Source organism: Micromonospora sp. NPDC004551 (assembly GCF_040609975.1).
Taxonomy (GTDB): Bacteria; Actinomycetota; Actinomycetes; order Mycobacteriales; family Micromonosporaceae; genus Micromonospora.
On the sequence record NZ_JBEXLM010000016.1, the window covers coordinates 27,358 to 42,359 of the forward strand.

General features: G+C 74.0%; 15 protein-coding genes. 9 read left to right on the top strand and 6 right to left on the bottom strand.

Going from position 1 to position 15,002, the window contains the following annotated elements:
• The first annotated feature begins 842 nt into the window (after positions 1-842).
• Entirely contained in the window at positions 843-2,207 is a 1,365-nt protein-coding gene (locus ABZW14_RS19660) for an AMP-binding protein (protein ID WP_355348156.1), read from the top strand.
• An 80-nt stretch (positions 2,208-2,287) separates the two neighbouring features.
• Complete coding sequence (locus ABZW14_RS19665; RefSeq protein ID WP_355348159.1) at positions 2,288-2,950, top strand: 4'-phosphopantetheinyl transferase superfamily protein; 663 nt, start codon at positions 2,288-2,290, stop codon at positions 2,948-2,950.
• Between the two features lie 9 nt (positions 2,951-2,959).
• Here ABZW14_RS19665 and ABZW14_RS19670 read toward each other — a convergent pair whose 3' ends face one another.
• On the bottom strand, positions 2,960-4,369 hold the full coding sequence (locus ABZW14_RS19670; RefSeq protein WP_355348162.1) for an acyl-CoA synthetase: 1,410 nt from the start codon (positions 4,367-4,369) through the stop codon (positions 2,960-2,962).
• Between the two features lie 235 nt (positions 4,370-4,604).
• On the opposite strand from ABZW14_RS19670, the gene ABZW14_RS19675 reads away from it, so the two are divergent.
• The 4 genes from ABZW14_RS19675 (at position 4,605) to ABZW14_RS19690 (ending at position 7,186) form a co-directional block, all read left to right on the top strand.
• A complete protein-coding gene (locus ABZW14_RS19675) occupies positions 4,605-5,546 on the top strand; it encodes an ABC transporter ATP-binding protein (protein WP_355348165.1) in 942 nt (313 codons plus the stop codon).
• The gene (locus tag ABZW14_RS19680; RefSeq protein WP_355348168.1) at positions 5,543-6,280 is read left to right on the top strand and encodes an ABC transporter permease; all 738 of its coding nucleotides are present in this window, start codon (positions 5,543-5,545) and stop codon (positions 6,278-6,280) included. Before ABZW14_RS19675 ends, ABZW14_RS19680 begins: the two co-directional genes overlap by 4 nt.
• A gap of 198 nt (positions 6,281-6,478) precedes the next feature.
• The gene (locus ABZW14_RS19685) at positions 6,479-6,793 is read left to right on the top strand and encodes a DUF5988 family protein (RefSeq protein ID WP_355348171.1); all 315 of its coding nucleotides are present in this window, start codon (positions 6,479-6,481) and stop codon (positions 6,791-6,793) included.
• An 18-nt stretch (positions 6,794-6,811) separates the two neighbouring features.
• On the top strand, positions 6,812-7,186 hold the full coding sequence (locus ABZW14_RS19690) for a VOC family protein (RefSeq protein WP_355348174.1): 375 nt from the start codon (positions 6,812-6,814) through the stop codon (positions 7,184-7,186).
• Between the two features lie 61 nt (positions 7,187-7,247).
• Here the strand turns inward: ABZW14_RS19690 and ABZW14_RS19695 are convergent, their stop codons facing one another.
• The gene (locus ABZW14_RS19695; RefSeq protein ID WP_355348176.1) at positions 7,248-8,078 is read right to left on the bottom strand and encodes a glycosyltransferase family 8 protein; all 831 of its coding nucleotides are present in this window, start codon (positions 8,076-8,078) and stop codon (positions 7,248-7,250) included.
• Between the two features lie 229 nt (positions 8,079-8,307).
• On the opposite strand from ABZW14_RS19695, the gene ABZW14_RS19700 reads away from it, so the two are divergent.
• Positions 8,308-9,444, top strand: coding sequence for a CoA transferase (locus ABZW14_RS19700; RefSeq protein ID WP_355348179.1), 1,137 nt, complete (start codon positions 8,308-8,310; stop codon positions 9,442-9,444).
• 4 nt (positions 9,445-9,448) lie between these two features.
• Here the strand turns inward: ABZW14_RS19700 and ABZW14_RS19705 are convergent, their stop codons facing one another.
• Positions 9,449-10,024, bottom strand: coding sequence for a TetR/AcrR family transcriptional regulator (locus tag ABZW14_RS19705; protein WP_355348182.1), 576 nt, complete (start codon positions 10,022-10,024; stop codon positions 9,449-9,451).
• Between the two features lie 139 nt (positions 10,025-10,163).
• Here ABZW14_RS19705 and ABZW14_RS19710 point away from each other — a divergent pair, with 139 nt between their 5' ends.
• A complete protein-coding gene (locus tag ABZW14_RS19710; RefSeq protein ID WP_355348185.1) occupies positions 10,164-11,357 on the top strand; it encodes an acetyl-CoA C-acyltransferase in 1,194 nt (397 codons plus the stop codon).
• 27 nt (positions 11,358-11,384) lie between these two features.
• Here ABZW14_RS19710 and ABZW14_RS19715 read toward each other — a convergent pair whose 3' ends face one another.
• Positions 11,385-11,813 (bottom strand): PPOX class F420-dependent oxidoreductase, encoded by a 429-nt coding sequence (locus ABZW14_RS19715; protein ID WP_355348188.1) that lies wholly within the window; start codon positions 11,811-11,813, stop codon positions 11,385-11,387.
• A 141-nt stretch (positions 11,814-11,954) separates the two neighbouring features.
• On the opposite strand from ABZW14_RS19715, the gene ABZW14_RS19720 reads away from it, so the two are divergent.
• Positions 11,955-13,166, top strand: coding sequence for an LCP family protein (locus tag ABZW14_RS19720; RefSeq protein WP_355348191.1), 1,212 nt, complete (start codon positions 11,955-11,957; stop codon positions 13,164-13,166).
• A 23-nt stretch (positions 13,167-13,189) separates the two neighbouring features.
• Here the strand turns inward: ABZW14_RS19720 and ABZW14_RS19725 are convergent, their stop codons facing one another.
• A complete protein-coding gene (locus ABZW14_RS19725; protein ID WP_355348194.1) occupies positions 13,190-13,726 on the bottom strand; it encodes a hypothetical protein in 537 nt (178 codons plus the stop codon).
• A 113-nt stretch (positions 13,727-13,839) separates the two neighbouring features.
• Entirely contained in the window at positions 13,840-14,898 is a 1,059-nt protein-coding gene (locus ABZW14_RS19730; RefSeq protein ID WP_355348197.1) for a S8 family serine peptidase, read from the bottom strand.
• Positions 14,899-15,002 lie beyond the last annotated feature (104 nt).

Below are 15,002 nucleotides of genomic sequence, written 5' to 3' on the forward strand. Positions count from 1 at the left end.
TGCGGCCGGCGCAACCGGCCAGTCGGCGGTGACGACGCAAAGTCATCCGGCTGATTCGGAACGTGACCGTCCGGCGTTGCGCTGGGCCGGTTGGTGACGTTTTCCAGAGTTGCCGGTAATGCACGGGAACGCGGCGCCGGACGCCGGCTGCGCCGGTACGAGGCCGGGCGGGTAGGGGCCTGACCGGCTGTCGGTCCAGTGCGGCCGCCCGAAGCGGGCTTTTCGGCGTGGTGATCGACCGGACCGTGGAACGCCCGCTCGAATGGCGCGATCGGTCCTCCCGGGACGATTTCCGGCACGGCCCGGTCCGCCTGCCGGCCCTCGCCCGGACTTGCCCGGTTCGGGAGATCTGGAAGCTGTTTGCCGCAACTTGTCGTTAAAGAAAGAATATGCGGCGTGGATGCCCGGGAAACGCAAACGCCAAAAGCGCGCCCCGTCGCCGGAAGTTGCTCGGAAATGAACCGGCGACGGCAATTCGCGCGACAAATCGGCGCGGTTGCCGCGACCGTGGCCCGCAAATCGTCGCGTCGATTCCGCGGCGTCCCACCGCCGCAGTTCCCGCACGGGGATAAACGCGAACATCCTTCGCGGCGACGGCCCCGGCGCCCACCGGACCAGCCGATCCGTCGGCCCGGCAACCGCCTCGGCCGGACCGCCCGCCGCAGGCGACGGACCGGCCTAGGGGTTGTCGCCGGCGGTGCCGCCGCCTTAACTTCGGGGCGTCCGCCGCGGTGACGGGGAAGGCGGGCGCGGGCCGGGTGGGCCCGGGACGTGAAGGGTTCGCGCGTGATCTCCCAGCCACCACCGAGACTCGCCAACACCCTCGACAGGGGTCAGGACAAATGATTCTGCTGCCGGCGCTCCGGGGCTCCGGGGCGGACCGCCCCGACGCGCTCCGGGTGGCCGGCAGGACACTCTCCAGTGAGGACCTCCAGGGCTGCGCCAACGCCGTGGCCGACCGGATCCGGGGCGCCCGGGCCGTCGCGGTCGACGCCCTGCCCAGCCTCGAGGTGATGGTCGGCATGGTCGGCGCGGTCCAGGCCGGCGTACCCCTGGTGCCGGTGCCACCGGCCGCCGACGCCGGTGAGCGGAGCCGGATGCTGCGCGAGACCGGGGTGAATCTCCTACTCGGCGCCGCCGCGGTCGACCCGGGCCTGCCGGTCGTCCCGATAGACCTGCGGGAACGCACCTGGACCACCCATCCCGACCCGGCGCCGGGCAGCGACGCGGTGATCCTCTACACCGGCGGCGTCGATGGGCCCTCCCGGGGAGTGCGCATCTCCCGCCGGGCGATCGCCGCCGACCTGGACCTGCTCGCGGGCGCCTGGCGGTGGAGCGACGAGGACGTGCTGGTCCAGGGCGCCCCGCTGTTCCGGGCGTACGGGTTGGTCGTCGGCCTCCTCGGCGCGCTGCGGGTGGGCAGCCGCTTCGTCCACCTCGACCGGCACGCCGCAACCGGGCCGCCGGGCACCATCTACCTTGCGCTGCCCGGGCAGTGGGCCCGGATCGCCCGGGACGCCCCGCGGGCTAGGGCGCTGTCCGCGGCCCGGCTCCTGATCTCCGGCGACGCGCCGCTGGCACCCAGGGTGGGGGAGCGGCTGCGGCTGCTCACCTCGCACCGTCTCATCGAGGGGTACGGCACCACCGAGACCCTGGTCGTGGCCACCGGTCCCGCGGGCGCTGCCGGCACCCCCCTGCCCGGGGTGCGCACCCGGCTGCTGGGCCGCGACGGCCGGCCGGTGCCCGCCGACGGCGAGTCCGTCGGCGAGCTGAACGTTCTCGGCCCGGCGCTGTACAGCGGCTACGTCGCCCGGTCGGAACCGGCGCCGCCCGCCGACGGCTGGCACCCGACCGGCGACCTGGCCACCGTGGACCCGGACGGCGGCCACCGGATCCTCGGCCGCCGGGGCACCGACGTCGTGGGGTGCCGGGACCGGCCGGTGTACGCCCGGCAGGTGGAGGAGGTGCTGCTCACCCACCCGGGGGTACGCGACGCCGCCGTGGTGGGCGCCCCGCACCGCACGCGCGGCGAGCAGGTCGTCGCGTACGTCGTGGCGGCCGCCGGGCTCACCGCCCAGACGCTCATCGACCACGTGGGCCGCCTGCTCTCGGCCCGGCACCGGCCGCGGCGGGTGCACTTCGTCGACGAACTGCCCCGCAGCGCGCAGGGCCGGGTCCGCAAGTCCCTGCTGATCACGGCAGGGTGAGCCGGCCGGCACCCGTACCCGACCCCTAACGAGGCCGCGGACGGGATCGGCGGGCGGCCCGGCACCTAGCATCCCCGGGTGTGATCGAGCGGATCCTGCCCCCGGCCGTGGTGGTGGAGGAATGCTTCACCGACCCCGCCGGGCTGACCCTGCACCCCGCCGAGGAGCCGGTCGTCGCGAACTCGGTGCCGAAGCGCCGCCGGGAGTTCACCACCGTGCGGCACTGCGCCCGGCGCGCGCTCTCCCGGCTCGGCCTGCCGCCCGCGCCGATCCTGCCCGGCGTGCGCGGGGCGCCGTCCTGGCCGGCCGGCGTCGTCGGCAGCATGACGCACTGCGAGGGCTACCGGGCCGCCGTCCTGGCCCGCGTGGGCGCGGTCGCGAGCGTCGGGGTGGACGCAGAACCGCACGCGACGCTGCCCGACGGGGTGCTCGAGGCGATCGCCCTGCCGGCCGAGAGGGCCCGCACCGCCGCGCTGGCCGCCACCGATGCGGCGGTGCGCTGGGACCGGCTGCTGTTCAGCGCCAAGGAGTCGGTCTACAAGGCCTGGTTCCCGCTCACCCACCGGTGGCTGGACTTCGCCGAGGCGGACATCACCCTCGATCCGGGCGGGACCTTCGCCGCCCGGCTGCTGGTGCCCGGCCCGCGACTCGGCGGCACCGAGCTGACCACCTTCCACGGCCGGTTCCTCGTCGGGCAGGGCCTGGTGCTCACGGCCGTCGCCGTTGCGGCCCCGTCCGGCTGAGCCGGCGCGTCACCCGTCGGCCAGCAGGTTCTTCTGCACCTTGCCCATCGCGTTGCGGGGCAGGGCGTCGACCAGCCGGACCTGCCGGGGCCGCTTGTGCACCGAGAGCTGCCGGGCCACGAAGTCGATCAGCTCGGCCTCCCGCAACCCGTCGCCGACCACGTACGCCGTCACCTGCTGGCCCAGATCCGGATGGGGCGTGCCGACCACCGCCGCCTCCCGGACCCCGGGATGCCCGAGCAACGCGTCCTCCACCTCGCCGGCCCCGATCCGGTAGCCGCCGCTCTTGATCAGGTCGGTGGCGGCCCGGCCGACGATCCGGTGCCAGCCGTCCGGCCCGACCGTCGCCACGTCCCCGGTGCGGAACCAGCCGTCCGCCGTCCGGCTGGCCGCGTCGGCGTCCGGCCGGTGCAGGTAGCCGTCGAACAGGGTGTCGCCGCGCACCTGGAGCTCGCCCATCGCCGCCCCGTCGGCGGGCAGCGGACCGCCCTGCTCGTCCACCACCCGGGTGCGCACCCCGGGCAGCGGCAGGCCCACCGTGCCCGGCCGCCGGGGCCCGTCGGCGCGGGCGCTCACGGTGATCAGGGTCTCGGTCATGCCGTACCGCTCGACGACCCGGTGCCCGGCCAGGTCGGCGAGCGCCGCGAAGACCGGCTCGGGCAGCGCGGCGCTGCCGGAGACCAGCAGCCGCGCCCCGCGCAGCGCCCGCGCCGCGTCCGGGTCCGCGGCGATCCGCGACCAGATCGTGGGTACGCCGAAGTAGAGCGAGCCGGCGGCGGCCGCGTACCGCTCGGGGCGGGGCCGGCCGACGTGGTGCAGCCGGCTGCCGAGCCGCAGCGGGCCCAGCACGCCGAGCACCAGCCCGTGCACGTGGAACAGCGGCAGCCCGTGCACCAGCCGGTCGTCCGGCGTCCACGCCCAGGCGTCGGCGAGCCCGTCGAGGCAGGCGGCGACGGCGCGGCGGGACAGCACCGCGCCCTTCGGGGCGCCCGTGGTGCCGCTGGTGTAGAGGATGAGCGCGGTGGCCGCCGGGTCGGGCTCCGGGTGCCGGGTGTCCGAGCGGCGGGTCAGGTCGACCGGCACGGCCGGGGGCGCCGCCGGGGAGTCGACCACCTCGCCGCCAGCGGGTGCCAGCAGCACCTCGGCGCCCGAGTCGCGCAGGATGTGGTCGCGCTCGACCGGCCCGGCGTCCGGCGGCACCGGGACGACGGCGGCGCCGGCCAGCAGCCCGCCCACCACGGCGACCACCGTCTCCAGGCTCGGTGCGGCCGGCACGGCCACCCGCCGGGCGCCGCGCAGGTCGTCGGCGACCGCCGCGGCCGTCCGACGCAGCTCCACCCAGGACATCGACCGGTCGTCGACCCGGACGGCCTCCGGACGCTCGTCGGTGGACTCGGACAGCCAGCTCAGCAACGGCACGGTGCGGGCCCCTCTTCCCGGTCGCGGCGGCGGGCGCGCCGGACGACCCGACCGTAACCGGGGCACCCCGGGCCGGCCACCCCTACCGGCGGCGTGCCCGCGCCACGACACCCCGCATTCACCGGCCGAAGGGTTGAACCGCGCCTCGGTTGCCCGGATGATGGTCGGCGGCGACCCGCCGGGCGGGAGCGCGCCCCGTAACCGACGCCGCCCACGTGACGGAGGACCACGCCAGATGCCGGTCATCGAAGTCGAACACCTGCACAAGAGGTACGGCGACAAGGTGGCGGTCGACGACGTCTCGTTCACCGTGGAGCAGGGCGAGATCTTCGGCGTGCTCGGCCCCAACGGCGCGGGCAAGACCACCACCGTGGAGTGCGTCCAGGGCCTGCGCCGCGCCGACGGCGGCCGGGTGCGGGTGCTGGGCCTCGACCCGGTGCGGGACCGCACCGAGGTGCGCCAGCGGGTCGGCGCCCAGTTGCAGGAGAGCCAGCTCCCCGACAAGCTGCGCGTCCGCGAGGCGCTGGACCTCTACCGGTCCTTCTACCGCAACCGCGCCGACATCGACGAGCTGCTGACCGACCTGGGCCTGGCCGAGCAGCGGGACACCGCGTTCCACAAGCTCTCCGGCGGCCAGAAGCAGCGGCTGTCGGTGGCCCTGGCGCTGGTCGGCCGGCCCGAGATCGCGGTCCTCGACGAGCTGACCACCGGCCTGGACCCGCAGGGCCGGCGGGACACCTGGGAGCTGGTCGAACGGATCCGCGACCGGGGCGTGACCGTCGTGCTGGTCACGCACCTGATGGAGGAGGCCGAGCGGCTCTGCGACCGGCTCGCGGTCATCGACGCGGGTCGGGTGGTGGCCATCGACACCCCGACCGGCCTGCTGTCCCGGGTCGGCACCGAGCACCGCGTGCACTTCCGTCCGCTGGGTGCCCTCGACGACGCCGTCCTGTCGGCGCTGCCTGAGGTCACCGGGGTGAGCCGCAGCGGCGACGAGGTGACCGTGACCGGGCCCGAGGAGGTGCTCCAGGCGGTGCTCTCGGCGCTGGCCGAGCGGAAGATCCGCTACGCGGGGCTCCGCGTGGACCAGCCCACCCTGGACGACGCCTTCGTCTCCCTGACCGGCCGTGCCGCGCGCACCGGCACCCCGCCGACGATCGACGGAAGGTCCTCGTGAACGCCCTGTCCAAGCTCGTCGCCGTCGAGGCGAAGCTGTTCCTGCGCGAGCCGGTGTCGCTGTTCTTCGTCTTCGCGCTGCCGCTGGGACTCATGCTCGTGTTCGGGCTGCCGCAGCGTGGCTCCACGACCGAGGGCACCGGGCAGCACGGGGAGCTGACCTTCCTGCCGTCCCTGGCGCTCGCCCTGACCATCGGCATGCTCGCCCTGTTCACGCTGCCGATGGCGCTGGGCATCTACCGGGAGCGGCGGGTGCTGCGGCGGCTGGCCACCACCCCGGTCAACCCGGCGCTGCTGCTCATCGCCCAGGTCGTGGTCAACCTGGCCATGGGGGTGGCCGGTGCCGTGGTGACCGCGCTCGGCGTCCGGCTGCTGCTGGACCAGCCGGCCCCGGCCAACATCCCGGGCTTCGTGCTGGCCTTCCTCCTGGGGGTGGCCTGCCTGTTCGCGATCGGCCTGCTGATCGCCGCGCTGGCCCCGTCCGCCCGGTCCGCCCAGTCCATCGGGCCGACGCTGTTCTTTCCGCTGCTCTTCCTCGCCGGGGCCTGGCTGCCCCGCGACCAGATGCCCGCCGTGCTGGCCCGCGTCGGCGACTACTCGCCGCTCGGCGCCACCGTGGACACCATCGCCGCGGCGTGGGCCGGGCAGACCCCGGCCGTCCCGCAACTGCTCGCCCTCGCCGTCACGGCCGTGCTGGGTTGCCTGCTCGCGGTCCGTTTCTTCCGCTGGGAGTAGCAGTCCCCGGGGCACGCCGTTAGGGGGTGCCTAAGGGTTCTGGCGATCTGTGAGCTGGATTACGTTCGATTCGCCCGAGAGGTCGTCGCCGGACGTGCGGGACAACCCGCTTCCGGGCCGGCGCCGTCTCTCCGGTGCGGCGCTGCGACAGCGGCCCGCGCACGGCGCGGCGGAACGACGAGCGACGGAGGTCGTGCGATGACAGCTTCTTCCGATCCCGCCCCGACCGTCCGGACGGCAGACTCCTTCGTCAACGGTGACGACCGGATCGCCTGGTCGGTACAGGCCAACCAGATAGGCACGGATGCCACCGGCATCGTCGAGGCGGTGCTCGAGGGCGGGCCGGCGACGCTGCCGGCCGAGCTGCGCAGCCACCGGGTGTCCCCGGTGGATTCCAAGATCAAGGTACGCCACTACGGGGGCTACGAACACTTCGAGCGGGACTCCGCGGGGGTCGCCGACGGCGTGCCCGTGGTGTTCCGCTGGACCGGGCGTACCCGCATCGCCGAGTGAACGGAAGGCGGTAGGTCGATGGGTGTCGGGGATCCGGCGGCCGGCGCGTACCTCGCGGTGAGCGACGTGGCCACGGTCACCGCGTTCTACGCGGAGGTCTTCGAGGCCGTGCCGGTGCAGCGGGAGTGCCTGCCGGACGGGCGGGTCCTGCACGCCGAGCTGGTCGTCGGTGGACACCGGCTGACGGTCAGCGAGTGGTGCGACCCCGCGGCCGAGGCGGCCGGAAGCGCCGGACCGCTGCCGCTGGCCCCCGCCGACCCGCACCTGCTGGTCGAGCGGGCCCTGGCGGCCGGCGCGACCCTCGAACCCGGCGCCGCCGGGCCGGTGGACGTCGTGTTCCGGGACCCGGCCGGGCAGCGCTGGGCGGTGACCGGAGCGGGCCGGACCGGGTAGCCGACCCTCGACAGCGTTCGGCCCCGCCACCGTCGCCGGTGGCGGGGCCGATTTCACGCGATCAGCGGCGGGCGCTGGGACGCATGGCGCCGCTGCGCCGCCGGTGCTGCCAGTAGAGGTCCCGCCGAGCGCCCTTCGGGAAGCCGGGCAGCCAGGGCTTGACCGGCCCGGCCGGGTGGATGATCGCCGAGTCGGTGAGCTTGCCGCCGTACTCGGGCTCCCGCCGCCAGGCCATCAGGTCGTTCCACCGATGCGGCAGCCGCAACCAGTTGTCGTAGACCGCGAAATTGAGCGCGTCCTGGTCCGGATAGCGCGACTCGTGCGCGTGCCGGCGGAGATAGGCCAGCGAGGTCTCGGTGACCTCGCACTCCCTCCACCGTTCGACGTCGATCAGCAGCACGCCGGAGTTGAAGTAGAGCGCGAAGGGGTCGAGGTCGGTGTAGCCGGACAGCCCCGGGATGCCCCCGATGTCGAGCAGCCGGCGGTTGAACGGGTCGCGTACGGCCCCGAGCGGCCGGCCGTCCATGTCCACGTCGAACAGTGGCCGGATGCTGTTGGTGCACATGGTGTCGCAGTCCAGGTAGAGCACCCGGCGCACGCCCTCCGGCAGCGCCGCGGGCACCAGCAGCCGCAGGTACATGGCGGGGGACAGATACGCCATCACCGGGTCGTTGCCCTTGGACAGGCTGACCCGGGAGGTGTCGACCGTCAGGTATTCCACCGTCGCGTTCGGCCCGGCGACCCGGGCGAGGGTGGCCCGGGCCGTGGCCGGCACATCGTCGGCGATCAGCCAGTACCGGAGCTCCTCGCCCGGGTTCGACTCGGCGACGGTCGACATGACGACCGCGGCGTGCGCCGCGTACGCGGCGTCAAAGGTCAGGGTGAGGTCCAACGTGCTCTCCTTACGCTTGGCTGGCGCGAGCGCAACTCCGAGAAAGTAGCTGCGGAATTGTCGGAGCGGCAAGGAGAAACAAATCCCTCAGGGGTTCGGAAATGGACCCCTGAATTCACCCCTCAATTCGAAGTCGTCCCTGGACATGCGGTACGGGCCGCCGGTGTGCCATCGTGGGCCGTCCGGTCCGGGCCGCCGTGGTGCGTGCCCCGAGGGGAGGGGAGCGCCCATGGGGGAGGGTTCGTCCGGGCCGCTGACCGGCGTCCTGGTCGCGGACTTCTCCCGGATCCTGGCCGGGCCGTACGCGACCATGCTCCTGGCCGACCTGGGCGCCGATGTGATCAAGGTGGAGGCGCCGGGCGGCGACGACACCCGGACCTGGCAGCCGCCGGTGCGCGACGGGGTGTCGACCTACTACCTCGCCGTGAACCGCAACAAGCGGTCGCTGGTGCTCGACCTCGCCGAACCCGGCGACGCGGTGCTGGCCCGGCGCCTCGCCGCCCGGGCCGACGTCATGATCCAGAACTTCCGGCCCGGCGCGCTGCGCCGCTTCGGTCTCGACCACGACAGCGTCACCGCCGCCAACGCCCGGCTCGTGTACGCCTCGATCAGCGGGTTCGGCGCGGCGGGCGGCGCGGACCTGCCCGGGTACGACCTCATGGTGCAGGCGGCGTCCGGGCTGATGAGCCTCACCGGGGCGGCGGACGGCCCGCCGTACAAGGCGGGGGTGGCGGTCTTCGACGTGATCGCCGGGCTGCACGCGGCGGTCGGGATCCTGGCCGCGCTGCACCACCGGGCGGCCACCGGCGTCGGGCAGCACGTCGAGGTGGACCTGCTCTCCTCGGCCCTGTCCGGGCTGGTCAACCACTCCGGCGCGCACGTCGCAGGTGGGGTGGTGCCGCACCGGATGGGCAACGCCCACCCGAGCATCGTGCCGTACGAGCCGCTGCCCACCGCCGACGGTGAGCTGGTGGTGATCGCCGGCAACGACGGCCAGTTCCGCACCCTCTGCCAGGTGCTGGGCCTGCCCGGGCTGCCGGACGACCCGCGGTTCCGGCGCAACCAGGACCGCACCGCGCACCGCGAGGCGCTGCGGCCGTTGCTGGTGGCCGCCCTGGCCGGGCGGACCAGCGCCGAGTGGTTCCGCGACCTGCGCGCGGCGGGCGTGCCGTGCAGCCCGATCAACACGGTCGCCGACGGGGTGGCCCTGGCCGACGGGCTCGGGCTGGACCCGGTGGTCTCCGTCGGCGGCGTGCCGGGGGTGCGCCACCCGATCGGCCTGTCGGCCACCCCGCCCCGCTACGACCTGCCGCCGCCCGGGCTGGACGAGCACGGCGCGGAGCTGCGCGCCTGGCTGGCCGGGTGAGCGGTCAGCGCGCCGCGGCGGCCAGCAGGTCGTCGACCATTCCGGTGGCGGTCTCGGCCGCGGCGGCCGCGTCGGGGCGCCCGGCGCTGCCGTAGAGGCCCTCCACGATCAGCCAGATCCGGTCGGCGAGCCGGCCCGGGTCGGCCACCCCCAGCCGGGCCACCAGCGCGTCGATCTCCGCGCGGGTGTCGCGCAGGTAGTCCCGGGCCACCCGGCCGGGCTCGCCGGCGTCGCCGGGGAACTCGGCGAGGTAGAGGCGGAACGCGCAGCCGCGGAAGTCCGGGGCGGTGGCGGTCGCGGCGATCTCCGCGACCAGTGCCCGCAGGCGTGTCGCCGGGTCGCCGGGCAGGCCCTCGGCCGCCGCGGCGCCGGCCCGCTCGCGCTCGCGCCGGCACCCTCGCAGGTACGCCGCGACCAGGTCGTCCTTGCTCGGGAAGTGGGTGTAGAGCAGGTTCTTGCCGCAGCCGGCCGCGTCGATGACCTGGTTCATCCCGACGGCGCGGACGCCGTGCCGGTAGAACAGCTCCCCGGCGGTGCGCAGGATGCGTTCCCGGCTCCCGGGTGCCGCGGTGCGGGCCATCGCTCCTCCTTCGCCGTTCTGTGGCGAGAATAACGGACCGATCGGTCCGTTCGCGATTGACCGGGCCGTGGCCGGTGTCGCAGTATCGGACCATTCGGTCCCGGACCGACCGGTCCGGAAATGGTCCCAGGAGGCAGCGATGCGCGACGCGGTGATCGTCGAGGCGGTACGGACCCCGGTGGGCCGGGCGAAGCGAGGCGGGGCGTACCTCGACGTCCACCCCGTGGACCTGCACGCGCACGCGCTGCGCAACCTGGTCGCCCGGGTGCCCGGCCTGGATCCGGTCGAGATCGACGACGTGCTCGGCGGGGCCGTCGCCCAGGTCGGCGAGCAGAGCACCAACACGACCCGGCTCGCCGCGCTCGCGGCGGGCTTCCCCGAGTCGGTGCCCGGAGTGACCGTGGACCGGCAGTGCGGCAGCAGCCAGCAGGCCCTCAGCTTCGCCGCCCAGGGCCTGATCGCCGGGGCGTACGACATCGTGGTGGCCTCGGGCGTCGAGTCGATGAGCCGCGTGCCGATCGGCAGCGCCGCCCTGGTCGGCGGCGTCCGCGCCGACGTCGCCGGGCCTGCCGTCGCCGCGCGCTACCCGGGCGGGCTCGTCCCGCAGGGCGTCGCCGCCGAACTGATCGCCCGCAAGTGGGGCCTGTCCCGCACCCGGCTCGACGAGTACGCCGCCACCAGCCACCAGCGGGCCGCCGAGGCGTGGCGGCAGGGGCGGTTCGCCGGCCAGATCGCGCCGCTGCCGGGCGTCGACCTCGCCATGGACGAGACGATCCGGCCCGGTACCACCGTGGCGCGCCTCGCCGAACTGCCGCCGGCCTTCGCCGCCGAGCACTGGGCCGCCCGCTTCGGCGAACTGGACTGGAAGGTGACCGCGGGCAACTCCAGCCCGCTCAACGACGGCGCGGCGGCGCTGCTGCTCACCACCGGCGAGACCGCCCGCCGCCGCGGCTGGCGGCCCCGGGCGCGGATCCACACCGCCACCGTGGTCGGCGACGACCCGATCATGATGCTCACCGGCATCATCCCGGCCACCGCCAAGGTGCTGGCCCGGGCCGGCCTCACCATCGGCGACATCGACGCCTTCGAGGTCAACGAGGCGTTCTCCTCGGTCGTGCTGGCCTGGCTGGACGAGACCGGCGCGGACCCGGCGAGGGTGAACGTCGACGGCGGCGCCATCGCCATCGGCCACCCGCTCGGGGCCAGCGGCGCCCGGCTCGCCACCACCCTGCTGCACGTGCTCGAACGCACCGGCGGCCGCTACGGCCTCCAGACCATGTGCGAGGCCGGCGGCACCGCCAACGCCACGATCATCGAACGCCTCGACGGCTGACCGACGGTGCGGGCGGGCGGGGTCGGGTCAGTTGGCGATGCCGGCGAACGCCACCACCCGCTCCGCCCGCAGCCGGACCAGCAGCTCGCCCGGCACGGCATTGCGCCGGCCGTACTCCTCGGCGCGATCAGCGCCCATGTAGCGGGCCGCGATGCGGGTGGACCAGGGCAGCGACTCGACCGGATCCTCGCTGATCGTCACGGTGCCCCGCACGGTGACGAAGGCATAGGGCGGCTGCTCCTCGTCGACGGTCAGCGCGGCCCGCGGGTCACGGACCAGATTGCGCCCCTTCACGCTGTCCCGTCCGGTGTTGAAGATCAGGTCGTCGCCGTCGAGCACGAACCAGACCGGAACCACGTGCGGGGAGCCGTCGGCCCGCACGGTCGCCAGCTTCCCCGTCCGGGTGCCGGCGGTGACGAAGGCCCGCCACTGGTCATCGCTCATCCGCTGCGCCATGCGGCCATCCTGCCCCACCATTCCGACACTCCGGCCCCGGCCCGCTCCCAGCCAGCTCACAGCCGCGCGACCTGTCCGACCGGCCGGGCCCGACGTAGCCTGGACCGGCCCGCAACCCCTTCTGACCTGGGAGATCACACGGTGTCGTACGCCCTCACCGCCGGACCGGCCGGTCCGGTCCCGCCGCGCCGACCCGCGCGGCGGCCCTGGCCGCGCTGGGCGCGGTGGTGCGTGGCGGTCGGCACCACGCTCATGACGCTGAGCGGGGTGGCGCTGGGCGGCAGCGCCTACCTGCTGCACGCGGCGACCGGCCAGGTCACCCGGCAGAACCTGCTCGGCGCCGCCGCCGCACCGGCCGAGCAGCACCGGACGATCACCGGGGCCAAGAACATCCTGCTCGTCGGGGTCGACGCCCGTCCGAACCAGGACCCGAGCCAGCTCACCCGCGCGGACTCGATCATCCTGCTGCACGTCCCGGCCGACCACTCCCAGGCGTACCTGGTCTCGCTGCCCCGGGACTCGCTGGTCACCATCCCGGCGTACGACAACGGGGCGACACCGTTCCGCGGCGGGCAGAACAAGATCAACGCGGCCTTCGCGTTCGGCAGCCGGGGGCTGACCGGCTCGGCGGCGCTCTCGCACGGTTTCGAACTGCTGGCGCTGACCGTCCGGGACCTGACCGGCATCACCCCCGACGCCGGCGGGATCATCGACTTCCAGGGCTTCAAGAAGATCGTCCAGGTGCTCGGCCAGGTCTGCATGTACGTCGACGAGACCACCACCTCGATCCACGTGGGGCACGACGCCGCCGGCAAGCCCGCCGCGCCGTACGCGATCAACCCAGACGGCACGGTGAACCACCGCATCACCGGCGTGACCCCGAACATCTACACCAAGGGCCAGCACTGCCTGGACCCGGCGCAGGCGCTGGACTTCGTCCGGCAGCGGGACCTGCTGGCCGACCACGACTTCGACTACGGCCGGCAGCGCCACCAGCAGCAGTTCGTCAAGGCGGTGCTGAGCCAGGTGGTCAGCCAGGGCCTGGACTCGCCCACCAAGCTGCCCGGGCTGCTGTCGGCGGTCGGCCGGACGATGACCGTCGACGACGGCGGCATCCCGCTCGCCGACTGGGCGTTCGCCATGCGGGGCGTCAAGCCGGAGAAGATCACCACGATCAAGACCAACGGCGGCACCTTCAACAGCCGTACCGTGCCGGGCGTCGGCAGCGCCGAGATCCTCAGCCCGACGAGCATGCAACTGCTGCACGCGGTCCGCGACGACACGGTGGACTCATTCGTCGCGGCCCATCCCACCTGGGTGACCGACTCCGGCCCGGCCACCGCCGATCACTGACATCGGGACCGACCGAGGGACAGTCAGGCTGTGCCGTCGATGTCGGCCCCCGTCGAGGCGCGGTCCGGAGTCGGCGTGGGATCAGGGCGGCCGAGGGCGGCGGCCGCCTCCGCCCCCAGAGCCCGGAAGTGCGGCCAGCCTTCCCGGCCGTCTCGAGGCTCACCGAGCCGCACCGTGAGGAATGCGTCCGCCGACAGCCAAGCCTGGGTGTAGACGCCGCCCCACTCGGCCAGGAAGTCCTGCTTGTCGACGTACTTCCTGGCGACATACAGCCCGGCCACGTCCAACATGGCGACCGCTCGGTTGATGAGGTCGAAGTTGTCCGGCTCCTCGTCCCGCATCCGCTGGACGGACTCCACTGTCTGAGCGCGAGTGAAGAGGAGCCGCCGCCCTCGCTGCAGGTCCGCCTCCACGAGGCGCTCATGGAGCTTGAGGAACAGGTCCCGACGGTCCTGTCCCCGGCGATCCTTGTAGGAGAGGCCGGTGAACGCCAGGGCGGCGATCGAGATCAACAGTGAGGCGGAGGCGCTGACCTGGGGAAGCCACCCGGCATCCGTCATGCCTCGAACCTAGCCGAACGCATCAATCTCCTCTGTCGGTCACGTCCTACCGAGCAGATCATGATTCTCCGCGCGGTATGGGTGACGAATGAGCCACCCGGTGGGCGCCGGCCTCAGGTGCGCGGCGCGGCCACGGCGGCCTGGGCGTCGACGACGCCCCAGCCGTACAACGGCGTGTAGACGCCGCGCAGCCCGACGATCGGGGTACGGGCGGTCGCCATCAGCACCGAGTACACGTCGGCCACGCCACGCCCCTGGGCGACGAGAAGCGCCGCCACACCCGACACGTACGGCGTGGCCATCGACGTGCCGGCGAAGGCGTCGTAGTCACCCTGCCCGCAGGTGGCCGAACCGGCGCCCACCGGAACGCTGGACCAGACGTCGTCGTCGCAGTTGACGAGGCCGGCGCCGCCGGGCGCGGCGACCGCCTTCAGATCGGCCTTCACTCCCAGGTTCGAGTACCACGCCTTGACCTCGTTCCGGTCGGTCGAGGTGACGCAGAGGGCGCCGGTCTCCCAGGCCGGGGTGTCGCACAGGGGCGCCGTCTCGTTGCCGGCGGCCGCGATGACGGCGACGCCCTTCGCCTGCGCGTACGCGATAGCACCGGTCACCTCGGACTCCAGGCCGGTGAGGGTGAGGGCCTGGGTGCCGGGCTGTGCGCCGAGGCTGAGGTTGACCACCTTGGCGCCGTGGTCGGCCGCGTAGCGGATGCCCGCGGCGATGTCGGCGAAGCTGCCGGTGCCCGCCTCCAGCACCTTGATCGGCATGATCTTCGCGTCGCGGGCGACACCGGCGACACCGACGCCGTTGCCGGTGGCCGCGGCGGCGATGCCGGCCACGTGGGTGCCGTGCTCGTCGCCGGCGTCGGGCACGCCGTTCGGGCCGCGCCAGTCGCCGTTGCCGCAGGAGGTCGTGCCGCAGTCGAGGAAGGTCGCGCCGGGGACGAGTTTGGCCGCCAGATCCGGGTGGCCGAGGTCGACGCCGGTGTCGACCACCGCGATGACCACCCCCGCGCCCGTGCTGGTCGCCCAGGCCTGCTCGGCATGGATCTGTCGCAGACCCCACTGCTTGTCGTACAACGGATCGTTGACGGCCGCCTGGGCGGGCGCCGCGGTGACCGCCACCAGCGCGGTGACGACCGCGGTGCCGGCCAGTAAGCGGGTGAACGGCATGAGATTCTCCTCCCGACGGACAGCAGTTCGTCTATGCATCGGGCATCGGGCGCGAAACGCAACAGCGGCCGGATCTTCCGACCGGCCGGCCGTAGGAGGGCGCG